Origin of the sequence: Acinetobacter sp. IK40, assembly GCF_035615075.1 — a bacterium.
Taxonomy (GTDB): domain Bacteria; phylum Pseudomonadota; class Gammaproteobacteria; order Pseudomonadales; family Moraxellaceae; genus Acinetobacter; species Acinetobacter courvalinii.
Map to the genome: position 1 here is coordinate 39,613 of NZ_JANBOE010000009.1, position 24,927 is coordinate 64,539.

Annotated in this window: 21 protein-coding genes; 11 read left to right on the plus strand and 10 right to left on the minus strand. The window is 44.1% G+C overall.

All coding sequences use genetic code 11. The annotated features are described in order from the left end of the window. Positions 1 to 27 precede the first annotated feature (27 nt). Positions 28 to 357: a DUF6176 family protein gene (locus tag MSG93_RS15535; RefSeq protein ID WP_324622426.1), complete on the minus strand. Its 330-nt coding sequence runs from the start codon at positions 355 to 357 to the stop codon at positions 28 to 30. Between the two features lie 132 nt (positions 358 to 489). Between MSG93_RS15535 and MSG93_RS15540 the strand changes: the two genes are divergently transcribed. Beyond that, positions 490 to 1,065, plus strand: a complete 576-nt coding sequence (locus MSG93_RS15540; RefSeq protein WP_005228989.1) for a peroxiredoxin — start codon at positions 490 to 492, stop codon at positions 1,063 to 1,065. Positions 1,066 to 1,143: 78 nt separating this feature from the next. Here the strand turns inward: MSG93_RS15540 and MSG93_RS15545 are convergent, their stop codons facing one another. Next, positions 1,144 to 2,103 carry a LysR family transcriptional regulator gene (locus MSG93_RS15545; RefSeq protein WP_005283809.1) on the minus strand — a complete coding sequence of 320 codons (960 nt, stop codon included), beginning with the start codon at positions 2,101 to 2,103 and terminating at the stop codon, positions 1,144 to 1,146. Between the two features lie 249 nt (positions 2,104 to 2,352). On the opposite strand from MSG93_RS15545, the gene benA reads away from it, so the two are divergent. The 7 genes from benA (at position 2,353) to MSG93_RS15580 (ending at position 10,510) form a co-directional block, all read left to right on the plus strand. Continuing rightward, entirely contained in the window at positions 2,353 to 3,735 is a 1,383-nt protein-coding gene (benA, locus tag MSG93_RS15550) for a benzoate 1,2-dioxygenase large subunit (RefSeq protein WP_324622427.1), read from the plus strand. Then, positions 3,732 to 4,232: a benzoate 1,2-dioxygenase small subunit gene (gene benB, locus MSG93_RS15555; RefSeq protein WP_324622428.1), complete on the plus strand. Its 501-nt coding sequence runs from the start codon at positions 3,732 to 3,734 to the stop codon at positions 4,230 to 4,232. The genes benA and benB overlap by 4 nt, the downstream gene beginning before the upstream one ends. Before the next feature lie 73 nt (positions 4,233 to 4,305). Next, positions 4,306 to 5,322, plus strand: coding sequence for a benzoate 1,2-dioxygenase electron transfer component BenC (benC, locus tag MSG93_RS15560; RefSeq protein WP_324622429.1), 1,017 nt, complete (start codon positions 4,306 to 4,308; stop codon positions 5,320 to 5,322). Positions 5,323 to 5,343: 21 nt separating this feature from the next. Beyond that, entirely contained in the window at positions 5,344 to 6,129 is a 786-nt protein-coding gene (gene benD, locus MSG93_RS15565) for a benzoate diol dehydrogenase BenD (protein ID WP_324622430.1), read from the plus strand. Between the two features lie 56 nt (positions 6,130 to 6,185). Then, positions 6,186 to 7,379: a benzoate/H(+) symporter BenE gene (benE, locus tag MSG93_RS15570; RefSeq protein WP_324622431.1), complete on the plus strand. Its 1,194-nt coding sequence runs from the start codon at positions 6,186 to 6,188 to the stop codon at positions 7,377 to 7,379. 458 nt (positions 7,380 to 7,837) lie between these two features. Then, positions 7,838 to 9,196, plus strand: a complete 1,359-nt coding sequence (locus MSG93_RS15575) for an aromatic acid/H+ symport family MFS transporter (RefSeq protein ID WP_324622432.1) — start codon at positions 7,838 to 7,840, stop codon at positions 9,194 to 9,196. A gap of 45 nt (positions 9,197 to 9,241) precedes the next feature. After that, complete coding sequence (locus tag MSG93_RS15580) at positions 9,242 to 10,510, plus strand: OprD family outer membrane porin (protein ID WP_324622433.1); 1,269 nt, start codon at positions 9,242 to 9,244, stop codon at positions 10,508 to 10,510. A gap of 78 nt (positions 10,511 to 10,588) precedes the next feature. On the opposite strand, the gene ftn is transcribed toward MSG93_RS15580, so the two are convergent. Next, on the minus strand, positions 10,589 to 11,053 hold the full coding sequence (gene ftn / locus MSG93_RS15585; RefSeq protein ID WP_005228980.1) for a heteropolymeric bacterioferritin subunit Ftn: 465 nt from the start codon (positions 11,051 to 11,053) through the stop codon (positions 10,589 to 10,591). Positions 11,054 to 11,406: 353 nt separating this feature from the next. Here ftn and MSG93_RS15590 point away from each other — a divergent pair, with 353 nt between their 5' ends. Next, positions 11,407 to 12,462, plus strand: a complete 1,056-nt coding sequence (locus MSG93_RS15590; RefSeq protein WP_324622434.1) for an aldehyde reductase — start codon at positions 11,407 to 11,409, stop codon at positions 12,460 to 12,462. Positions 12,463 to 12,532: 70 nt separating this feature from the next. On the opposite strand, the gene ligA is transcribed toward MSG93_RS15590, so the two are convergent. The 5 genes from ligA to MSG93_RS15615 all read right to left on the minus strand — a co-directional run bounded on the left by ligA (position 12,533) and on the right by MSG93_RS15615 (position 21,231). After that, a complete protein-coding gene (ligA, locus tag MSG93_RS15595; RefSeq protein WP_199974391.1) occupies positions 12,533 to 14,560 on the minus strand; it encodes an NAD-dependent DNA ligase LigA in 2,028 nt (675 codons plus the stop codon). A gap of 335 nt (positions 14,561 to 14,895) precedes the next feature. After that, positions 14,896 to 15,906 (minus strand): cell division protein ZipA C-terminal FtsZ-binding domain-containing protein, encoded by a 1,011-nt coding sequence (locus tag MSG93_RS15600; RefSeq protein ID WP_324622435.1) that lies wholly within the window; start codon positions 15,904 to 15,906, stop codon positions 14,896 to 14,898. 1 nt (position 15,907) lies between these two features. Further along, positions 15,908 to 19,357: a chromosome segregation protein SMC gene (gene smc / locus MSG93_RS15605; protein WP_324622436.1), complete on the minus strand. Its 3,450-nt coding sequence runs from the start codon at positions 19,355 to 19,357 to the stop codon at positions 15,908 to 15,910. A gap of 10 nt (positions 19,358 to 19,367) precedes the next feature. Beyond that, on the minus strand, positions 19,368 to 20,063 hold the full coding sequence (locus tag MSG93_RS15610; protein ID WP_312049628.1) for a GntR family transcriptional regulator: 696 nt from the start codon (positions 20,061 to 20,063) through the stop codon (positions 19,368 to 19,370). A gap of 367 nt (positions 20,064 to 20,430) precedes the next feature. Then, complete coding sequence (locus tag MSG93_RS15615) at positions 20,431 to 21,231, minus strand: sulfite exporter TauE/SafE family protein (protein ID WP_150955288.1); 801 nt, start codon at positions 21,229 to 21,231, stop codon at positions 20,431 to 20,433. Positions 21,232 to 21,237: 6 nt separating this feature from the next. Between MSG93_RS15615 and MSG93_RS15620 the strand changes: the two genes are divergently transcribed. Then, on the plus strand, positions 21,238 to 22,014 hold the full coding sequence (locus MSG93_RS15620) for a biotin--[acetyl-CoA-carboxylase] ligase (protein WP_324622437.1): 777 nt from the start codon (positions 21,238 to 21,240) through the stop codon (positions 22,012 to 22,014). 15 nt (positions 22,015 to 22,029) lie between these two features. After that, positions 22,030 to 22,773, plus strand: coding sequence for a pantothenate kinase (locus tag MSG93_RS15625; RefSeq protein WP_032874788.1), 744 nt, complete (start codon positions 22,030 to 22,032; stop codon positions 22,771 to 22,773). On the opposite strand, the gene MSG93_RS15630 is transcribed toward MSG93_RS15625, so the two are convergent. Further along, a complete protein-coding gene (locus MSG93_RS15630) occupies positions 22,743 to 23,330 on the minus strand; it encodes an RBBP9/YdeN family alpha/beta hydrolase (protein WP_324622438.1) in 588 nt (195 codons plus the stop codon). The two genes, MSG93_RS15625 and MSG93_RS15630, sit on opposite strands and share 31 nt — an antisense overlap. Positions 23,331 to 23,491: 161 nt before the next feature. Then, positions 23,492 to 24,901, minus strand: a complete 1,410-nt coding sequence (gene ffh, locus MSG93_RS15635) for a signal recognition particle protein (RefSeq protein WP_004770827.1) — start codon at positions 24,899 to 24,901, stop codon at positions 23,492 to 23,494. Positions 24,902 to 24,927 lie beyond the last annotated feature (26 nt).

Consider the following 24,927-nt stretch of genomic DNA (forward strand, 5'->3'; position numbering starts at 1 on the left):
CAAAAACTTCAACGCAGTATACCCCGATTAATACCGCTCATTATTTTCCAAATCTACCAAAAGCTGCGCTGGAATCACCTGCGCCCAATGCTGCTTGAACTGTCGATGGACTTGATCAATCTCAAAGGCACTGTTTCTTGCAACCTGTTGTGCATGCGCAATATCTTTAGCACGCGTATAGGCGAGTAAATAATCGTCGCCATTCAGTTCAAGTTGAAACCAAGATTCAACGGTTACCCCTTCAGCTTGCAGCGTTTGAATCGCTTCGGCTTTACGTTGTTGAATTTCACGTTGCCAGACTTCGACATCGGCCATGCTATTGGCTTTTAATTTAATCAGGACTGCACCAACCTCCATTAATTTTCCTTTTCTTTTTTAATCATCATTCGGTTTAAATATATAAAGCAGATCAAAATCCTGTAAAGAATTTTCTACCCCATCCAATCTCTAAATTTGCTAAAGTAGGTTTTATTACACTTTGAGATCAACATGATGAATACGATAAAGTCCAAAGTTCTCGTTTTATGTAGCTCACTTTTTTTACTCAGCGCACCGATGCTCAGTAGCGCACAAAACACCTTATTTTCGAAACAAGATACTGCACAAAAAGAATGGGTTGGAAAATCCGCACCGGATTTCAAACTGCAAGACCAGAGTGGGAAATGGCATACATTGAGCCAGTATAAAGGCAAATGGGTGGTGCTCTATTTCTATCCAAAAGATAATACGGCGGGTTGTACCCAAGAAGCCAATCAATTTAAATCACTCTATCCTCAATTTACCAAATCAAATGCTGTGGTGCTGGGTGTCAGTCTGGATGATGTTGCCTCACATCAGAAATTCTCGGAAAAACTTGGCCTGCCTTTCCCGATTCTTGCCGATGATCAGGGTGAACTGGCAACTAAATTTGGCATCGTCCGAAACCTGGGTATTACTAAAATTGCCAAACGCGAGAGTTTTTTGATTAATCCTCAAGGCGCGGTGATGTATCACTACACCAGCGTGAATACGCAAACTCATGCCGATCAAGTGTTAAAGGATTTAAAAACCTTACAAAGCAAATAATTGCGTTGAAGATTCTGAGTCAGCTTATTGAGTAATAATATGCCTAGCTATTTGAAGTCTAGGCATTTTTATACTCACTTAAAAATCAATGCCATTGGAATCATCAATCGGATTCTGATCCAGTGTAAATACAGTGCGCTGATAAGGAATGCCTTCCAGATCATAGACCTGATAAACACAATCAAATAACAACTGTAGGTCTTCACTACGATCCATTGCTCGTGCGGTCAGAAAGATGGGGCTGACGGCTCCATTGTCCAGAATTGGAATGTAATTGAGATGGGGAAAACGAATGGTATCCGCACTAGCAGGAATCACACACAAACCTTCACCTGCCGCCACGAGACCTAAAGCCAGTTGGATTTCCCGTATCTCATGCATATTTTTGGGGACCAGGCTATGCTCGGCAAAAATATTCAGCAGTTGAGTCGAAAAATTAGGCTTTGGAGATGTGGGATACATAAACATCTTTTCGTCAATCAGATCAGCCAGATAGACTCCTTCCGTCCGCTGCGCAATCGGATGGCTGGTATGCGCCGCCACCACCAGACGTTCCTTACGCAATAAAATTCGCCTAACCGCAGGATCACTAATTCGCAAGCGTCCAAAGCCCACATCAATGCGACCTTCTTTTAAGGCTTGCACTTGTTCTGTGGTGCTCATTTCCACCAGTTGAATATTAAGATGCGGCTGCTGTTGTCTGAATAAATAGATGATCCGTGGCAATAGACCATAAAGCAGCGAACCGACAAAACCAATCGTGACACTGCGTTCAATCAGCCCAATCCGTTTCGCCATACTTTTAATTTCTTCGGCATTAGACAAAAGTTTAATCGCATGCTGATAAAAGAAATGTCCAGCAGGTGTGGTTTGTAAAGGTCGACTTCCGCGCTCGAACAGTTGAATACCCAACTCACTTTCCAGATTTTGAATCTGCCGGCTCAAAGGAGGTTGAGCAATAAATAGTTTTTCTGCGGCTTTGGTGAAACTCTGCTCTTCAACGACCGCAACAAAATACCGTAAATGACGTAATTCCATGAGGTTTCCATACCTTTAAGATATATAAAAATATAAATTCAGTCTTAGACAGAGTTTACTCATTCTTTTAAGGTATAGACAAGAGATAAACCGATGAAGTTATGAATCGCTTCCGCTAGATTCCAGCTGCCCACATTCATCCTTATCGGTTCAAGCCACCACACTCGCCACATTCAACTTATTAGGATATCGAGACGCTTTAAGCGCAACTCGATGACTTCCACAGTTTTGGAAAGTCGGAGAACGGACATGCCACGTATTCCTGTAATTAATACCAGCCATCTTGACCGCATTGATGAATTACTGGTCGATAATATCGACACCGGTGAATTTAAACTTCATCGCTCAGTATTTACCGATCAAGCCCTATTTGACCTTGAAATGAAATACATTTTCGAAGGCAATTGGGTGTATCTGGCCCATGAAAGCCAAATTCCCAATAACAACGATTTCTACACCACCCACATTGGCCGTCAACCTATCATCATTGCCCGCAACCGTAACGGCGAGCTGAATGCCATGATCAATGCCTGTTCGCATCGTGGTGCCCAACTTTGCCGCCATAAGCGCGGTAACAAAGCCACTTACACTTGCCCTTTCCATGGTTGGACCTTTAACAACTCAGGCAAACTCCTCAAAGTGAAAGATCCAAGTGAAGCGGGCTACTCAGATTGCTTTAATCAGGATGGTTCACATGATCTGAAAAAAGTCGCACGTTTTGAAAACTACAAAGGCTTCTTGTTTGGCAGTCTCAATCCAGATGTACCCTCACTTGAAACATTCTTGGGAGAAACCAGCAAAATTATCGATATGATTGTCGATCAATCCGAGTATGGTTTAGAAGTTCTGCGCGGTACCTCCTCTTATACCTATGAAGGGAACTGGAAACTGACGGCGGAAAATGGGGCTGATGGCTATCACGTTTCAGCGGTACACTGGAACTATGCTGCCACCACACAACACCGCAAAGAGACCCAGGCTGCCGATAATATTCGGGCCATGAGTGCAGGTTCCTGGGGCAAACAAGGTGGCGGTTCTTATGGTTTTGAAAATGGACACATGCTGCTTTGGACACAATGGGCCAATCCAGAAGATCGCCCAAACTTTCCGAAAGCAGATGAATATACCGAGAAATACGGTGCCGCGATGTCGAAATGGATGATCGAACGCTCACGTAATCTGTGCCTCTACCCGAACGTATATTTAATGGATCAATTCGGTTCGCAAATTCGGGTATTACGTCCTATTTCAGTCGATCGCACTGAAGTTACGATTTATTGTATTGCACCAAAAGGTGAAGCCCCAGAGGCACGTGCGCGTCGTATTCGTCAATATGAAGATTTCTTCAATGCCTCAGGCATGGCCACTCCCGATGACCTGGAAGAATTCCGTGCCTGTCAGGCCGGTTATGCAGGCATCGCACTGGAATGGAATGACATGTGCCGTGGTTCCAAACACTGGATTTATGGTCCTGATGAGGCTGCCAATGAAATTGGTTTAAAACCCATGCTTAGTGGGATTAAAACCGAAGATGAAGGACTTTATCTTGCCCAACATCAATATTGGTTAAAAACCATGAAACATGCGATTGCATCAGAGAAACAAATTGCTGATCAGGGAGAAACAGCATGAGTGCCCAAGACAACCTAACTTTAGAAAATATTGCTCAGTTTCTCTATCGTGAGGCTCGCTTTTTAGATGATGAACAATGGGATGACTGGCTGAATTGCTATGCAACTGAGGCCAGTTTCTGGATGCCAGCATGGGATGACAATGACCAGCTCACGCAGGATCCACAGTCTGAAATTTCCTTGATTTATTACCCGGATCGTCAAGGACTGGAAGACCGTGTGTTCCGGATCAAGACCGAACGCTCTTCTGCCACCATGCCTGATACTCGGACTTGCCACAATATTGCCAATGTTGAAATCGTAGAGCGCGACGGGGATAAGCTCACCATTCGCTTCAACTGGAATACCTTGAGCTTCCGCTATAAAACCACCTATAGCTACTTTGGCATGTCACGTTATGTGATCGATTGTTCCGGTGATCAGCCCAAAATCTTGAGCAAGTATGTGGTTTTGAAAAATGACTATATCAATCAAGTGATTGATATCTACCACCTGTAAAAAATAGCTCTCCTCAGCCAAACGGACTGTTGGCTGAGGATAAAAGTTTCAAATATTTTGTAGGATACATGCCATGTCAAACCACAATATCGCACTTCAATTTGAAGATGGTGTGACACGTTTTATCAGTGTCGCTCAAGGTGAAACCCTGTCCGATGCTGCTTATCGCCAAAAAATTAATATCCCATTGGACTGCCGTGACGGTGCCTGTGGTACTTGCCGTGCATTCTGCGAATCTGGCAGTTATGACATGCCAGAAGAAAGCTATATCGAAGATGCCCTCACCCCAGAAGAAGCAGAGCAAGGCTATATTCTGGCGTGCCAATGCCGCCCAAGTTCAGATGCCGTATTCCAAATTCAGGCTTCTTCAGATGTCTGCAAAACTGAAATTCATGCTTTCCAAGGCACATTGGCACGTGTTGAGAATCTATCAGACTCGACCATTACTTTTGATATCCATCTGGATGAAGGTCAGCCCGATATTCACTTCCTTGCAGGACAATATGTCAATGTCGCAATTCCTGAAACAGGTGAAACCCGTTCATATTCATTTAGCTCAAAACCGGGCAACCGCTTAACGGGCTTTGTGGTGCGTAATGTCCCAAATGGCAAAATGAGCGACTTCTTAAGCAAGACCGCACAAGCGGGCGATAAAATGACCTTTACCGGTCCTTTCGGCAGCTTCTATCTACGCAATGTAACGCGACCTGTGCTGATGCTGGCAGGTGGTACCGGTATTGCCCCATTTATCTCGATGCTACAGGTGCTGGAAGAAAAAGGTTCTAACCAACCTGTACGTTTAGTGTTTGGCGTGACCAACGACTTTGATCTGGTGGCTTTAGAAAAACTGAATGAGTTGCAGGCGAAATTTCCATGGTTCGAATATCGAACGGTGGTGGCAAATCCTGACAGTCAACATGCGCGTAAAGGCTATGTCACAGGCCATATTGAATCTGAATGGCTCAATAGCGGCGATGTCGATATTTATCTGTGCGGTCCTGTACCGATGGTCGAAGCTGTCCGTGGCTGGTTAGATGCTGAACAGATCAAACCTGCCAACTTCCTGTTTGAGAAATTCTCAGCAAACTAATTCAAGGTGAGAAAGTTATCCATGTCAAACCTGCAAAGATTTAGCGATAAAGTGGTGATTGTCACAGGTAGTGCTCAAGGCATTGGTCGTGGGGTGGCGCTACAACTGGCGGCGGAAGGTGCGCAACTGGTTCTGGCCGATCTTTCCGATTATGTGCAGGAGGTACTGAACGAAGCCAAAGCCTTAGGTGCTGAGGCCATTACGGTTCAAGCCGATCTGGAAAGCTTTGCAGGTGCACAAACTGTGGTTGCCAAAAGCATTGAGCATTTTGGTCGGGTCGATGTGCTGATCAACAATGTCGGTGGTGCAATCTGGATGAAACCTTTTCAGGAATTCTCCGAACAGGAAATTATCAAGGAAGTGAATCGCTCATTGTTTCCAACGTTATGGTGCTGCCGAGCGGTCTTGCCTGCAATGATTCAGCAACAGGCGGGTGTGATTGTCAATGTTTCATCGATTGCGACTCGCGGGATTAACAGAATTCCCTACTCTGCCGCCAAAGGTGGCGTCAATGCACTGACAGCGTCGCTGGCCTTTGAACATGCTAGAGATGGAATTCGCGTCAATGCCATCGCTACAGGTGGCACCGAAGCCCCACCACGTAAAGTACCGCGCAATAGCAATCCACTCAGTCAAAATGAAAAAGACTGGATGCAACAAGTGGTGGATCAAACCATAGATCGCACCTTCATGGGCCGTTATGGCAGTATTGAGGAACAGGTCAAAGCCATTGTCTTCGTTGCATCCGATGATGCCTCTTATATCACCGGCAGCGTCATTCCCGTGGGAGGTGGAGATCAGGGTTAGCCCTGATCTTTTGCATTTTAGATAAAGAGCAAGATGTGCATGGAGGCCATCACCCAATGACAACTTTACTCAAAACATTAAAACAAGATTGGTCCATTTCAGCCACGGTTGCGGGTTTTCTTGCGGTGCTGATTTCCTATTCAGGACCACTGATTATTTTTTTTCAGGCGGCGCAACGTGCCCATGTCTCAACCGAGATGATGGTGTCATGGATATGGGGCATTTCGATTGGTGCTGCGGTAGCGGGTATTTATCTCTCGATAAAATATAAAACCCCAGTCATTACTGCATGGTCTGCGCCCGGAACCGCTTTATTGGTGACGCTATTTCCTGACATTTCACTGAATGAAGCGGTTGCTGCCTATATCACCTCCGCCATCGTGATTTTTCTGATTGGGATTACAGGTTGTTTCGACAAACTACTGAAATGGATTCCCCAAGATGTTGCTGCAGGGATGATGGCAGGCATCCTGTTCCAGTTTGGCATCAATCTGTTTACGGCTTCAGATCATATGCCGTTGATTGTGTTTAGCATGCTGATTGTATTCTTGGTCGCTAAACGACTGATGCCGCGTTACACCATGATTTGGGTGTTAGCTGCTGGAGTTTTATTAAGCCTCATTTTAGGCAAAATGAATCCGGTTGATGTGAGTTTTAGTTTAGCTATTCCGCAGTGGATTAGCCCAGAATGGACATGGAACTCAACACTCAACCTCGCTGTTCCTCTCATTTTAGTCAGCCTAACCGGCCAGTTTTTACCAGGTATGGCGATCATGAAACTGAGCGGCTATGACACGCCTGCCAAACCCATTATCAGTGCTACCAGTATTGCTTCTTTAGCCGTTGCCTGCGTTGGCGGAATTACCATCGTCCTCGCTTCGATTACGGCAGCCTTATGTATGGGCAAGGATGCCCATGAACTGAAAGAAAAACGTTATATCGCGGGGATTGCCAACGGGATTTTTTATATTCTCGGCGGACTGTTTGCAGGCAGTCTTGTGATGCTGTTTAGTTTATTGCCAAAAGAACTAGTTGCGGCTTTGGCTGGTCTCGCCTTACTCGGTGCAATTGCAACCAATATCACCGCTGCCATGCAGAATCCTCAACACCGTGATGCTGCACTGATTACTTTTCTGGCAACGGCTTCTGGCATGCATTTTCTAGGCTTAAGTTCAGTCTTCTGGGGGATTTGTATTGGCGTTATTGCCCATCTGATTCTCACGCCAAGCAAACAGTCCGTTGCGCCTTAACAACTTCCATATCTCCTCTTTTTACGACTTCACCTCTCATGTGATCAGAAAACCTGAGCAATATTCAGGTTTTCTTTTTTTGTATTTTAAAATACCCACGACCCAATAAATGTCTGATTAATAAATCCGCAATTATTCAGCCTTTTAAACCTGACTAAAATAAGCCATTTTTTAATAAGAACCTTATTTATTCACTTATGATTATTCATCCAAAAATATTTAAAAACACCACTTTAAAATGACTAATATTCTCGTATTTTAATATTTAACTCTAATTTACCCTTTTATGCCACAGCATAAAAACATAAATTAAAAACAATATTTTTCAATAATTTAATATATAAAAACCACAATACTTTAAAGACATAAAGATATATCAATTAGGTTTTTGACTCTGCTCCGATAACAAAATAGTTTAATAAAAAATAACCTGTACTTCACAAATCGGAGGTGAAGCAATGGATACAAACAAGGTCAATATTAATGACATTATTGATAAAGCCCGTTTTACGGCATTTCACTGGAAGGTTTTAATCTGGTGCCTGATCATTATTATTTTTGACGGTTATGATCTGGTTATTTACGGCGTCGCCTTACCCCTGCTGATGCAGCAATGGTCACTGACTGCCGTGCAAGCAGGATTACTTGCCAGTGCAGCGTTGTTCGGAATGATGTTTGGTGCCATGATTTTTGGCACACTCTCAGACAAACTGGGCCGTAAAAAAACCATTCTGATCTGCGTCACTTTATTCAGTGGCTTTACCTTCTTAGGTGCTTTTGCCCAAAGTCCCACTGAATTTGCCATTTTACGTTTTATCGCAGGGCTTGGCATTGGTGGCGTGATGCCAAATGTTGTCGCGTTGATGACCGAATATGCACCGAAAAAAATCCGTAGTACCTTAGTCGCACTGATGTTTAGCGGCTATGCCATTGGCGGCATGAGTTCTGCCTTACTGGGTGCATGGTTAGTGAAAGACATGGGCTGGCAGATCATGTTTTTAATTGCGGGCATTCCGCTGTTACTGTTGCCTGTAATCTGGAAATTCCTGCCTGAATCATTGGCTTTCTTAGTGAAATCGAACCATCACGATCAGGCCAAAATGATTGTCACTAAAATTTCACCTGAAACTGAATTAACCGACAACTCAGCGCTGGTTCTAAATGAAAGTACCAGCACTGATGCCCCTGTTCGTGCGCTATTCCAGCAAGGTCGTAGCTTTAGCACCTTTATGTTCTGGATTGCCTTCTTTATGTGTCTGTTAATGGTCTATGCGCTAGGTAGCTGGTTACCAAAACTGATGCTACAGGCGGGCTATTCTCTAGGTGCCAGTATGCTGTTTCTGTTTGCACTGAATATTGGCGGCATGGTCGGTGCAATTGGCGGGGGCGCATTAGCGGATAAATTCCATTTAAAACCCGTGATTACCAGCATGTTTGTCATTGGCGCTGCGGCCCTGATCTTACTGGGTTTCAATAGCCCACAATTTATCTTGTATAGCCTGATTGCAATTGCTGGTGCCGCAACCATTGGCTCACAAATTTTGCTCTATACCTTTGTGGCCCAATTCTACCCTACCGCAGTACGTTCAACCGGTATGGGTTGGGCCTCAGGCATTGGTCGAATTGGTGCCATCATCGGTCCTGTGTTAACCGGTGCTTTACTGACCTTTGAACTGCCCCATCAAATGAATTTTCTCGCCATCGCGATTCCCGGCATTATCGCCGCGCTCGCCATCTTCCTGGTGAATTTAAAAGTCTCTGTTGCAGCGCAACCCGCGACCCGCTTTAACTCCCAACCTTCATTGACTCAGCAATAAAACTACGTGCACCGAGGATAGGTGCACTGACTTCGGATATGGATTATGAAATTATTACAATACTTTTCCCCTTCGTACTTAACGGTTGCAACCTTATTGACAATGGGCGGCTTGGCTTGCCCAATGGTTTTTGCTGCCGAGATGACCCAGCCCGCTCAGGATGAATGGAAATTTACCCTGAAAAATGCCTATATCAATCGCGACTATGACAACCCAAGCCTGAAAGATACGGGAAGCTGGTCACAAGCAGCGTCTTTATTTTACAAATCCAATATGCGGGATACGCCACTGCAAATCGCAGATAAGCCAGTCACCATCGGGGCAGATGCTTCGGTGCAATATGCAGTCCGTTTAAGCAAGGATAAGCATGTGGCGGATACGGTGTTGCCCTTTGACACCCAAACCCAATCACAAGCCTCTGATTATTTAAAATATGGTGCGACTCTGAAACTGGGCTATGACAAAACACTGCTCAGTGTCGGTGAACTCTGGCTGGATCTGCCTGTAACCGCAGTAGATGCCAGTCGTCAGTTATTGGCTTCCTATTGGGGTACCAATTTAAAGTCACAGCTCTCTGATCAGCTCTATGCCGAAATAGGCCGTGTCACCAAAGTATCGCCCCGCAATGAAGAAGATTTCCGTAAATTTTCTTTTACCGCGAATGGCAAAACTGAATATTCCGATGGCTTAAATTATCTGGATCTGCGTTATCAACTGACACCTTCATTAAAGGCCGAATACTACTTCGGTAATTTAGAAGACCTCTACAATAAACACTATGTCGGGCTAGAGCATAACTGGAAACAACCCGACTTCACCCTGAATTCCAAGTTTAAATATTTCAATGCCAAAAATGACGGTAGCAACTTTGATATTGATGCGCAAAATATTGGTGTTCTGGAAATGCTAAAACTAAATAATCAGTCTTTTGGTTTGGGCTATCAACAGATTATCGGGGAGTCTGCTTATCCTTTACCTGATGGTTTCCTGCCTGAAACCTATTTTATCAACTGGAATGCCACAGGTTTCTTTAAAAAGAATGAAAAGTCATATCACCTGATGTATGGCTATGACTTTAAGGACTATGTGCCTGGGCTGAATGCGATGGTGAAATATGTCTATGGACATGACTTTAAGGCAGCCAATGGTGAGAAAAACCATGAGACCGAGTCCAATATTATTGTGAATTATGCCTTTCAACAGCCGTATCTCAAAGGCTTTGCTTTGCAGTACATCCGCATCGACTATGATGTGAAACATGGTAATGACTTTGGTGAAGACCGCTTATTTGTGAACTATAGTAAAAAATTCTAAGTCTTATATTTCTTCCTTACAAAAAAAAGAGAACTTCAGATGAAGTTCTCTTTTGCAGCACACATTCAAACGGATCAATTAGATTTGTGATTGAATATAATTCTGCAAACCGATCAATTCAATTAAACGTAATTGCTTTTCTAACCAGTAAGTATGATCTTCTTCTGTATCAGAAAGCTGCTGACGCAACATATCACGGCTAATGTAATCGCCTTTTTCCTCACACAGTTTAATACCCACTGCCAGTTTTTCACGGACATGGTATTCAAGTGCCAAATCCGCCTTTAAACAGCTGACAACATCCGTACCGACATTTATGTCTTCACGGTTCATATTCGGTTGAGCACCAAGGAACAGAACACGACGAATAATGGCATCGGCATGAGATGCTTCTTCCTGCATTTCATGGTCAATACGCTCATAGATCTTGTTCAGGCCCCAATCTTCGTACATTCTTGAATGAATTAAATATTGATCACGAGCAGCCAATTCACCGCCAATGAGCATATTTAAATAGTCGATGACTTCTGGATTGCCACGCATAATACTTACTCCTATCGAATGACAATATTATGGCCAAGTTATAATGGAATTGCAAAAATAAAAGTGTGTAAGTTTATGATTTTTATAAAATTAAAATGAGAAACATACGCATTTACAGTTCTGGTTAGCCGAATTTATCTAAATAAAATAAGCCTTTGCATATCATTTATTGCTTTAAAAATGGATAATTCTATTGAAAATCATTTGTTTGATTTTTTGTAACGATTAGCAATGCTTCTTATTTCGCCGAAGTTTTGATCAAAAAAGCCTAAAAAATGACTGCCCAGCTGTTGTTTGTTGAAGCAAAATTCGGTAAATAACAGCAATCACAAAAACATAATGTGGAAACCACAATGGATAAAAGTAAACCGATTTTGGTCACTGGCGCGACGGGTTATATTGCAGGCTGGATTATTGAACGCCTGCTCAAGCAAGGTTATACAGTTCATGCCACAGTGCGTGATCCATCAAAGAAAAACAAGATCCAGCATCTCTATGATCTGGCAGAGCAATCGGCCGGGCACATCCAGTTTTTCAAAGCAGATTTGCTTGAAACAGGTTCATTTGACGAAGCAATGAAAGATTGTGAAATCGTGATTCATACCGCATCACCGTTCGTGGTCACCAACTATAAAGATGCCGTTAAAGACATTATTGAGCCGGCGGTGAAAGGCACAGAAAATGTTTTGAACAGCGTTAATCGCACTGAATCGGTTAAACGTGTGGTACTCACCTCAAGCATTGCCTCAACCTATGGCGATGCAGTTGAGATTCAAAATACCGCCAATAATGAATTTGATGAAAATCACTGGAACACCACCAGTAGCGAAACACACCAGCCCTATCCTTATTCAAAAGTCATGGCCGAACGCAAAGCCTGGGAAATGGTAGAACAGCAAGATCGTTGGGATCTGGTGTGCATTAACCCGGCGTTAGTGATGGGACCATCCCTCACCGATGCCAGTCAGTCAGGCAGTATTGAAGTATTGCAACAGTTTGGTAATGGTACCACCTTGTTTGGTGTACCACCGATGTGGAATGGCATTGTTGATGTACGTGATGTGGCAGATGCCCATGTCGCTGCTGCATTGAATCCGGAAGCACACGGTCGTTATATCATTTGTGGTGGTACACTCAGCTTATTGGACATGGGCAAAGCACTTACTCAGAAGTTTGGCTATAAGTTTCCCTTCCCGCATTTTACTGTGCCCAAGACCGCCTTTGCTTTTGTCGCGCCAGTCCTCAGCCATTCACGTGAATTTGTAAAATTGAATATGGGCTATCCGATTTATTTTAATGCGCAACGCAGTGTCAAAGAACTTGGCATTGAATATCGCGATGTGCGAGAAAGTGTCTGTGAACATTTCCAGCAATTGCTGGATGATGGCATTGTAAAAAAATATATTTAATACAAGAAAAAGGCGGCATTGATGCCGCCTTTTTATCAATTCGCACTGATTCAAAATTTAAATCAAGAATCTATGCTTCATACTGTTGCAAGAACTCTAAGAACTCTTGTTCATTCATTACGCGAATTTCCAGTTTCTGCGCTTTATCCAGCTTGCTACCCGCTTTCTCGCCCGCAACCACACATTTGGTTTTACTGGACACACTGCCACTGACACGGGCACCTAAAGCTTGCAGCTTTTGTGTCGCTTCATCACGTCCCATGGTTTCCAGCGTTCCAGTCACCACCCAGCTCTCACCATTCAACGGTTGACGCGTTGGTGCAGTCGGTGCATCCCAATGAATACCCGCAGCCATTAAACGATCCAGTACCTCAATGTTATGCGGTGCCTGAAAGAAATCAGCAATCCATTCTGCAGTAATATCCCCCACATCAGGCGTTTTCTTGAGTGCCTCAATATCCGCTGATTTCAGAGCCTCAAGCGTCTGAAAGGTATTCGCCAGCATACGCGCTGTGGTCTCACCCACCCCACGGATCCCTAGGGCATAAATAAAGCGTGCCAACGTGGTTTTCTTGCTGGCTTCAATCGCATCAATCAGGTTCTGAACCGATTTCTCACCCATTTTCTCGATGGTCAATAAGGTCGCGCGATGTTCATGTAAATGATAAATATCAGCCACATCTTTGAGCAAGTCGAGATGCAAAAGTGATTCCACCCAACGATCGCCTAAACCTTCAATATCCAGTGCTTTACGTGAAACAAAATGACGAATCGCCTCAATACGCTGCGCTGCACAATACAGGCCACCTGAACAACGAGCCAAGGCCTCACCTTCCGGCATCACCACAGGGGAATCACAGACTGGACAATTTTCTGGAAGATGTACAACTTCTGCTTCAACAGGACGGAACTCTGCCCAGACTTTCTCGACCTTCGGAATCACATCACCAGTACGGTAGACACTGACGGTATCGCCAACGCGTACATCTAAACGATGAATTTCACCAATATTGTGTAAGGTCACATTCGATACCGTTACCCCACCCACAAAGACAGGTGCTAAACGTGCAACCGGTGTCAATGTTCCTGTACGTCCCACTTGCCAGTCAATATTTTCAACTTTGGTCAGTGCGGCCTGTGCAGGGAATTTATAAGCCGTGGCCCAACGCGGTTCACGACTCAAAAAGCCGAGTTGTTGCTGCTGTTTAAGGCTGTCCACCTTAATCACCATACCGTCAATTTCAACCTTGAGGTCTGGGCGTTCTTGTTGAATCTGTTCATAGCGCTGTTGTACTTCTTCAATCGAAGCACACAGGAATTGACGTTCTGCAATTTCAAACCCAAATCGGGTTAACCAGTGCAAACTATCATGCATGGTCTCAAGTCCATGGTTCGGTACACACTGCGCAATCCCATAGGCATAAAACGCCAATGGGCGTGAGGCTGCAATATTCGGATCAAGTTGTCTTAAGCTACCTGCCGCTGCATTACGTGGATTGGCAAAGGTTTTATCGCCTTTGGCTTCCTGATCGGCATTGAGCTTTTCAAAGCCCTGCTTCGGCATCAACACTTCACCACGAACCTCAAGAAACTGTGGAATGGCCTGATGCTGACTTGATAGTACTTTTGGCAGATTCCGTATGGTCTTAACATTCTGGGTAATGTCTTCACCGGTCTCGCCATCGCCACGGGTCACACCACGAACCAGGACACCATTTTCGTACCACAGTGAAATTGCTAAACCATCCAGTTTCAGCTCTACTTCATACTGGACTTTCTGATTCGGTAAACGTTCATCAATACGGCGGGCAAAAGCAAACAGGTCTTCCTGATTAAAGACATTGCCCAATGACAGCATCGGTACTGCATGGGTGACACTTTCAAATTTCGATAAGGCTTGCCCCCCCACTTTATTGGTCGGGGTATCTGCCTGAATACAGTCTGGATATTGTTGTTCGAGTGCTTTCAGTTGATGAAATAAATGGTCATATTCACTGTCTGAAATGGAAGGCTGATCCATCACATAGTAAGCATGATTATGTTTTGCAATCAGTTGAATCAACTGACGCATTTGCTCAATAACTGAGTTGTGTTCCATTTAAATTTCACCATATAAAAGGGCGGAAAAACCGCCCTATAATTTTTACTAAATTTAGTATATCGAACCTGAGTTAGACATGAAATATGATACTCAGAAATGTCATCTGCAAACTGCGTGGTTTAAGCAAAATAATGTTTTTGCAATAAAAGAATTTTGATGAAAGAAGTAAACAGGTTTTGCAGATGACAATGGTTTTGCTTACTTTTGCCGAAACAAAAGTAAGTCGAACCGAAGGTTATCCAGAAATAGGATGAGAACCCAACATGACTCCGTTAAGTTCTTTATTTTTAAAATTTAAAAATATGTTAATCAGTTTATGAAGAAACAACTAATTAAACTGCCGCCTGATTTGGACGATAATCAATCACGTGATGACGCCAATGTTCTTTTAACTGCGGGGTAAATTCCAGATTATTTTCATCATAAACCTTACCATCCACTTCACGCGCAATTAAACCGGCAATACTGGTCATCATGTCATAACCGGTAACGGCTTTGCTATTTGGTAAAGCCAGGAAGAATGCAAGACCTTGCACCTGTTCGCCAGATAAGGTTTCCAGATCAAAACCCGCTGGGCCATTATCGGTCATACGCAATACCGAGAACATCAAGGCACTTGGTTCATCGGTATTTTCATAACGGTGGAAGCATGACATTTCACCGAAACGTAAACCGTATTTCAATAAGACTTTGAGTGCTTTATCACCTGACAAGGCACGGCGCGGATTCGGATAAACATTCAGGGCAATGATCTGCTCTGCGGTGGCTAATGCACTCTCATCGTCGTAGCGTTGCTGTTCGTGTAAATGCACATCCAGAATATTACTTTCGCCATCAAACTCTTCAATGGCTACCGTTTCGATATTCGGATTCAAGCTCAGTTCTGCTTCGGTTTTATTTTCCTCAGCTTTCTCTATAGTCTCTGCATTTTCAGGGACGACTGTTGTTTCTGCTTCAGCAGTTACGGTCTCATCTTTTTGAACAGTTTCAGTGTCTACAACTGCTTCAACAGCTTCTTCTTTAGCAACTTCTGCTGTTGAAACTACAGCTTCTGTTTTTTCTACAGTATTTGCAGTCTCACCTGTTGTTTGTACCGGTGTCTCTACCGCAACCGCGTCTTTATTCAGACTTGGTTCAACACGTTCAGTTGTGGTGACCACTTCGTCTGGTAAAACTTGATCTCGTACATGACGAGGAATAACAGGCTGCTGACTTTCAGGATTAATATATAAATCCGCTTCTAATGACGGCTCGACCGGTTTTGGTTTTCTAAACAGCATCATTAAACCAACGAGCATAATCACAACGGCGATAACAATGCCTATTATTGTATTCATTTCCATACTATGACTCCGCAACTAACCCGTATTCTTTTGCCTGCTCTAAATCGACAGTCACTAATTTTGATGTGCCTGGCTCTGGCATGGTCACTCCCAGTAAGTCAGTTGCCATTGTCATCGCCAATTTATTATGTGTAATGTAAATGAATTGCACCTGTTCAGAAAGCTCTTTTACCAAATTACAATATCGCTGCACGTTAGCATCATCCAGAGGTGCATCAACTTCATCCAGAACACAGAATGGTGCAGGGTTTAATCTAAAGATCGCAAACACCAGCGCCAAGGCCGTCAAGGTTTTTTCACCACCAGACAACAGCGCCAATGAACTATTGCGTTTACCAGGTGGACGCGCCATCAATTTCACCCCAGATTGCCAGTCATCTTCAAGACTTAAGCTCGCTTCCCCGCCATTAAAGACTTTAGGAAAGAGGACTTGCATTTCCTGATTGACCTGATCAAAAGTGCTCATAAATAACTTACGGGTTTCCTGATCAATGCTTTTCATGGCATCTTTCAGTTGATCAACCGTATTTTGCAAGTCCTGCATCTGGTGACTCAGTTCATCAAAACGCTGCGACACCTCCTCATATTCTTGTGAGGCTGCCAGATTGACCGCACCAATTTTTTCGAACTGCTGCTGGGCCTTTTCCAGTTTCTGCTGATGATCTTTGATTTCAATCGACAGATCGGATAAAGCGTCTGCATTCAACTCTTTCAGTTGTTCCAGATAGTGCTCACGATCCGATTTGGCTGCCTGCCAAGCCAAACGCTTTTGCTCTAACTGTTCACGCACCTGCTCATCTTTTTGCTGGGCTTGATGACGCTGTTCAGTCAATTGCTGCTGTTTCTCTTGAATCTGATTCAGTTCCAGTTGCCATTCATTCCAGTTTTTTTGCAATTTTTCGGTTTGCTGAAATTGCTGCTGAAATTGTGACTCTAAATTTGGCAATTCCAGCTGAATCGGATCAACAAATTTTTTCGCCTGCTCAATTTGTTCAATGATCTGGTGATATTGCGTTTTCAAGAACGAAATATCTTTCTCTAACAGTTCAATTTGCTGATTGGCCTGAGAGGTCTGGCGACGCAGACTTTCACGTTGCTGTTGCTGCTGAAGCAGTTGTTGCTGTTGCTCATCCAGTTGCTCATTCAGGTTTTCCACCTGAAACTGCAAGGTTTTATAATTTGGCAATACTGCTTCGAGTTTGAGTGCAAGTGCATGCAAATCTATTTCCAGATCATCACGCTGCATCGCATCTTCTTCAAGCTGTAGATCAAGCTGTTTCAGTTGATCTGCCAATTGCTGTTGCTGCAACACAAAAGCCTGCGCGGTACTTTGCAATTTGGCAATTTGCACATCCAGCTGTTGTAGCTCTTTCTGTTTTTGTTTCAGGCTGTGCTGTTGTTGCTGTAAGTGCTGTTGTTGCTGTTGCAAGGTTTGCTGCTGTTGAGAAAATTGCTGTTCCAGTTCAAGCAGCTTAGGCTGTTTCTGCGCAAGTTGCAGCGCTATTTCATCTAAACGCACCTGATGACTGAGCATACCTTGTGCGCTTTGGCTATCTTCATCGTAATGCAGACCAATCACCCAGTCTGCACCGACATGATAACCATCCAGCGTTAAAATTGACTGCGTCTGTTGGAGCTGTGCTTGATGCGCTAAGGCAATTGCCAGATTTTCGGCCACAGCCACACTGGCCCAGAGTGAAGATTGCGGGGTTTCGATCCAGTCGCTTAAACAGCTCAAATGTTGAATTTGAATACGTTGCTGCGTCGCTGACTTTAACTGACGCGCCACACCTTCCTGAAATGACTGCTCATCCTCCAGTAAATGCGCTTGTAACCATTTGGCTAAGAACTTTTCAATGATACTGGCATGGCTTTTACCTTGCGCGGTTAAACGCAGGCTTTGCATCAAGCGAAGCGTATTCTGCTGCTGTTTCGGACTTTGCTTTGCCACCAGTTGATTCAAATTCTTTTGTTCAGCCAGTAAAACCTGTATTTCGGTTTTAAGCGTTTGCACATCAGTCTTATCCAGCTGTTGTTGTTCTTGTTGTGCCTGTAAATTTTGCTGTAGTTCTTCAATGGCTGCTTCCAGCTCAATCATCTCTTGATGCAGTTGTTGCTGCAATTGCTCAAGCTGCTCCTGTTCTTCATCTTGAACCTGCGCACGGATCTGACCACTTTGCGATTGTAGCGTTTGCTTTTGCTGTTCGATTCGCAGCACATTTTTGGCAAGCTGCTCAATTTGTGCAGCCATCTGCAATTTTTGCTGTTGCTGTTTGTCGACCTGGGCTTTCAGTTGCTCAAACTGCTGCAATGCCTGCTTGTGCTGAGCCTGTACATCACTCACATTTTGTTCAGCCGTTTGTGTTTGCTGTTCTAATGCCAACAATGTTTCATTTTGCTCATCAAACTGGGCAGATAAAGTTTCGATCTGGAGTTCAGACAACTGTAAACGTTCTTTGGTCTGGATTTTTTGCTGCTCAAGCTGCACCAGGCTACTGCTATTCTGCTGGTACAGACTCTGCTTCTGTTCCAGTGTCATTTTCAGCTCAGCCAGTTTTTTCTCTGCCTGTTGCCACTCCTGTTGCAACGGTGAAGACTGCTGAATCAGACGCTGGAATAAAGCACTGGTTGCTTCCAGATCATGTTCAATAGTCTGTGACTCGGAACGCACCAGCTTAAAATTTTCACCCAATGCCGTCATTTCAACGGTATATTCTTGCTGTAGTTTTTGGCTTTGATTGGCTTGGAAAGACAGAATCTCAATTTTTAAAGTACGGATCTGACCTTCTAAGGTTTTGTATTGAATCGCAGCTTCAGCTTGACGCTTCAAACTTCTCAGCTGTGATTTCAGTTCTGCGGCAATATCATCTAAACGCGCCAGATTCTGTTCAGTATGTTCTAAATGCTGCAAAGTCTCGCGACGACGCGCCTGATAACGTGATACCCCAGCCGCTTCTTCAATAAAGACCCGCATTTCTTCAGGCTTGGCATCCACCAGACGGTTGATCATGCCCTGTTCAATCACCGCATAAGAGCGCGGTCCTAAACCGGTCCCCAAGAAAATATCGGTAATATCACGACGACGGCAACGTGTGCCATTCAAAAAGTATTCAGACTTGCCTTCACGCGTTACCTGACGACGGACGGCCAGCTCATTATAGGCGTTATATGCCCCACCCAATTTGCCATAGGTATTGTCAAAACGAAGTTCGACACTGGCGACACCAACAGGTTTACGCTTGGCGGTCCCGGTAAAGATGACATCCTGCATGCTACCGCCACGCAATTGACGTGCGTTGGACTCGCCCATAACCCAGCGAATCGCATCAATGACATTGGATTTACCACAACCGTTCGGCCCCACAACCGCAGTTCGGTTCGCCTTGAAATTTAATGTTGTACTATCGGCGAAAGATTTAAAGCCTGAAAGTTTTAAACTACTTAAACGCATACTGCCCTAACTAGCGGCGTGAGCGTCTAGCCCAGGCCAATTCAATCTGTTTCATACGTGTCAGAGATTCCAACACAAGGTTACGCAAGTGTCGACAAAAATCTTCCATAAATAAAGCGGCTTGTTGTGATTTTCGGATCAAAATAGCATCAATCACCAGCTTAAACAGGGTAAATGATTCTTGCAGCTCCCGACGCGAGGTATTCAGGGTGAGAAAATAGCTACGACGCAAGGACGGCAACAGTTCCTTATAAAATTGCATCAGGTATGGATTTGCCACCATTTCATGTTGTTCGGCTAAATATTTAAAAATCGCATCGTAAAATTTTTCAATGTCACCAGCGCGTACGAACTCCACCAATTGATCCAGTAAAGTTTGTAAATGCTCTGCTTCATTGACACGCCAGGTTTCGCTAATCCGTTGCACGATATGCCCGAGTACCATCACATTGGTATCAAACAACGCTTTGACCTGTTGTGCCGACATTTCCGAGACAATCGCACCACGTCGTGGAAAAATCTCGATTAAATAGGTACGTTCCAGTAATAACAATGCTTCACGGACAGAACCGCGACTGACATCCAGTTCTTTTGCAATGCGCAACTCTTGAATACGTTCGCCTTCAACCAGCTCGCCGCTAATAATTTGTTCACTAATATATTTTGCAATCTGTTCAGAAAGACTATCAGCCTCTTCGAGATTCATGAGCGCCTCACTATCTTTGTTATACGCATTGTCCAATGCTATTTACGCTTTTTTGTTTTAACTGATCTCACCCTATAAATTCTATATCATTGTCTGACAATTTTATTGCTTTTTAAGCCAATCGTCCTGAAAAAACACCGATCCATTCTCAAGATAGACTAAAAAATCATTTTTTCTCTGTTAAGTATCAAATATTTATCTTTTTGATGAGTCGTGAACCATTCATCTGATCCAGCATTAGTTTCATGAAATAAATCACAAAAAATATTATTTATATTAAAGCAATCGCAATTTAATCATGGATGAATACCCACATAAGCGTCTTCATCCATTGTTGACGTTCATAACCGAAGAGATAAATTAAAACCTACATCAGCCCTTTGTAGATGAAATAACAGCCCACCACCACCAGTAAGCCGGCAAAGCATTTTTTCAACATGGCGGGCGATAAGCGATGAGCAACTTTGGCACCAAATTTCGCGGTGATAAAGCTCATGACACTAATGCCCAAAAAAGCATAAACATGGACATAGCCAATGGTATTGGGAACGTTAATCTGCTCTTTGGCTCCAAACCACATAAAGCCCAGAGCACCCGCCACAGCAATCGGTAATCCACAAGCAGCAGAGGTTGCCACGGCTTTTTGCATCACCACCCCATGCCGGTTCAGGTAAGGAACGGTTAAGCTGCCACCGCCAATACCAAAGATCGCCGATGCCACACCAATGCCACCACCTGCAGCCAGCTGTAACGCTGCGGATGGCAAGTGTCGATTTGGATCAACCACAGCATGGGCCCCTTTAAACATCTTATAAGCCATCCAGACCGCAAATACGCCAATTACCAGTTGCAAATGCTGCCCTGACATCAAGTCGGCAATACCGGCGCCTAAGAATGAACCCGCTACCAGTCCCGGTGCCAGATTACGGAACACGGACCACAGCACCGCACCTTTCTTATGATGGGCTGTTACCGAACTGATTGAGGTCACAATAATGGTGGCTAATGATGTCCCCACTGCAATATGCATAATGACATTCGGGTCATAATTCATTTGCGTGAACACAATATATAAAATCGGCACAATAATTAAGCCACCGCCCACGCCAAACAGCCCCGCAGCAAATCCGGCAATTGCACCAATCAGCAAATATATGATTAACTCCATAAACACATGACCACGCTACTTGTAAAAATGATGGATGATTTCGCAACACGCCAGCTTCAACAGTTATTGAACGCAAAAAATCAGTTTCCCGAAGTGGTCTTACTCAAGACCACCACGACATCAACCAATGATGATATGCGTGAGATTGCAGAAAAAGGGATTACCACAGGACTGGTGTGTAGTGCACAACAAACACAAGGTCGTGGTCAACATCAACGGCCATGGTCCTCTCCTGAAGGAAACATTTATTTAAGCACACTGATCCAGACCAAGACAGCACTCGACGGTCGTCTGGCATTGGAAATTGCGTTAAATATTCTACAGATGCCGAGCTTACACGGTCTTCACCTACAAGTGAAATGGCCCAACGATTTATATAGCCCTCAAGGCAAATGGGGTGGCATTCTGGTCGAACCGCTATCGACCCATCAAGCGATTATTGGGGTGGGTATCAACCTCACCACACCACCGGTAGAAAATCCAGACCAGCAAATTAGCTCATTACAAATGCTCGGTTTAGATCCGATTGACCGAATCGGCTTAATTGCCGAGCTCTACACAGCAATCCAGCAGGCTGCCCAGTGGTTTGAGCATGGTAGTTATAATCTGGCAGAGCGTTTTAACCACCATGCTATCTGGCTCAATCAGCAAGTTGAATTTGAACATACTCTAGGCAAGGTGCAAGGGCTATTCCAAGGGATTTCCAATGAAGGGGCAGTATTGATCAAGACCGATCAAATCCAGCAATTTTATCAAGGCCGTTTACGTCTCGCATCGATCTGAGGAAGTGAAGATTCTATGAAAAGTTTATGGCTTGATATTGGTAATACCCGCCTAAAATACTGGATTACGCAAAACGATCAGGTGCTTGAACATGCAGCCGAATTACACCTGCAATCCCCTGCTGATCTGTTGCTCGGTTTAATCCAGCATTTTCGTCATCAAAAGCTAACCCAGGTCGGTATTTCCTCAGTCCTGGATTCAGAGAATAATCAGCGGATTCAGATGATTCTGGATATTCTGGATATCCCGATTATCTTTGCCAAAGTGCATGCCGAGTATGCCGGCCTGAGATGCGGTTATGATGTGCCAAGCCAACTCGGGATTGACCGTTGGCTGCAAGTATTGGCTGTGGCCAAAGCTGATGAAAACTTTTGTGTGATTGGTTGCGGGACAGCGCTGACCATCGATCTGGTGGAAGGATTACAGCATTTGGGCGGTTATATTCTGCCAAATTTATATCTGCAACGGGATTCACTGATCCAGAATACCAAAGGGATCAAAATTCCAGACTCTGCTTTTGATAATTTAAAACCGGGTCATAACACGGTCGATGCAGTCCATCACGGTATTCTGCTGGGTCTGATCAGTACCATTGATCAAATCATGCAGCAATCCCCGAAAAAGTTGATCTTAACCGGTGGCGATGCCGCTTTGTTTGCCAAGTTCCTTGGTCATTATCAGCCTCAAGTCGAATCCGATTTACTGTTGCAAGGTTTAAAACACTATGCTCAGCTCAATTCAGCTTTGAGCAAGGTCTGAAGTGCCTGCAACAACTGTGGAAATTCCTTAAAACCATCTTCCGCACGGAAATGCCCTGCCTGAGTGACCTCAATCAGTTGGGCATTCAGCAGGTTTGAAAATTTAAAGGTCAATGGCACAGGAATCACGGGATCATTACTGGAAAAGAACACCAGTCGTCGCTGAATATTCGCCCTCAGCATGCCGCTCTCAAACTGGGCCTGCTGAATAAAAGCATTAAATTCTGGACGTTGAGCAATCGGGTCATTAAAACCCGCAATAAAAATTCCCGCCTTGATGCGCATGTGCTGCAATTTCTTGGCTAAAAATCTTGAGAGCGCCACACAGGACAGCCCATGTGCCACGACAATACTCCGCTCATTCAGTCCTTTTAATTGCGCTTCCAGACAAGTTTGCCAAATCTCGGCTTCAGGATGACTGGCATCGGCAAGAAATACACGCTCAACGATCAGATCATCGCTTTTCAATTGGTGTTCTAACCAGGCATACCAATGCTGGTCGGGATCGGCATGTTCACAATGCAGAATAAATACGCTATTTTTTGAATTATGTGACATATTTAACACTATTTTTCAATAAAAACATAAACTTATAAAGTATATTGCTCTTTTTTAATCACGCTTAACATTGCTATTTTGTATCAATTTTATACAACACTACTCACAACATGAGCATAAAAAAAGGCGCATTACGCGCCTTTTCAGGAAGTCGATAGAACTTACTTTTTCTGGTCATTACTACCAAATAAAGGGCCCATTCCACCGCCACCGCCGAATTGTTTTTGCATATTACCCAATGATTTCAGCATTTTGCTCATACCTGATGGATTCGCAAATTTCTTCATCATTTTCGCCATTTGTGCCTGTTGCTTGATCAGTTTATTCACTTCAGCAACGTCCATACCACAGCCGGCAGCAATACGTTTTTTACGACTTGGGTTAATCAGATCAGGATTACGACGTTCCTTGATCGTCATGGACTGAATGATGGCTTCCATACGCTTGACTTGCTTTTCAGGGTTGGCTTTTTCAATTGCGTCCTGAATACCCGCATTGCTCATGCCTGGTAATTTATCCAGGAAGCCCATCATGCCGCCCATTTTGCTCATTTGCTCAAACTGCATCAGCATATCTTCAAAGTTGAAGTTACCGCCTTTTTGCAGTTTTTTCGCCATTTTCTCGGCTTTTTCTTTGTCGATCTTGCGTTCAACTTCTTCGACCAAAGAAAGGACGTCACCCATCCCCAAGATACGTTGTGCAACACGATCCGGATGGAATGGCTCAAGAGCATCCAGTTTTTCACCAATACCCAAGAACTTGATTGGTTTACCGGTAATGGCACGAACCGAAAGTGCTGCACCACCGCGTGCATCACCATCGGTTTTGGTGAGAATCACACCCGTTAAAGCTAAAGCATCATTAAAGGCTTTGGCAGTATTGGCAGCATCCTGACCGGTCATTGCATCGACAACGAATAAAGTCTCGGTTGGTTTCACCGCCGCATGTAATTCTTTGATCTCGTCCATCATGTCTTCATCGACATGTAAACGACCTGCGGTATCGACAATCAGAACATCAGCAAACTGGATTTTCGCCTGCTCAATGGCACGATTGACAATATCAATCGGCTTTTCAGACGCTTCAGATGGAATGAAACCGACACCGACTTCATTCGATACTGTTTCTAACTGCTTGATCGCTGCTGGACGGTATACGTCGGCAGACACCGTCATCACTTTTTTCTTTTGGCGTTCTTTTAAGAAACGTGCCAATTTTGCAGCAGTCGTGGTTTTACCCGCGCCCTGCAAACCGGCAAGTAGTACAACCACCGGTGGTTTTGCACTTAAATCTAATGTTTCATTAGCCTCACCCATCATCTTGGTGAGTTCATCATAGACAATCTTTACAAATGCCTGACCAGGAGAAAGCTGAGTCATGACTTCCTGACCGAGCGCTTCTTCCTTAACTTTCGCGATAAATTCACGAGTTACAGGTAACGCGACATCGGCTTCAAGAAGTGCCATACGTACTTCACGCAGGGTATCTTTAATATTGTCTTCGGTCAGCTGCCCTGAGCCAGTAACATTTCTTAAACTCTGTGTGAGTCGTTCTGTTAAGGTATCAAACATTGCGAAATCCGCTTAAAATGGCTAGT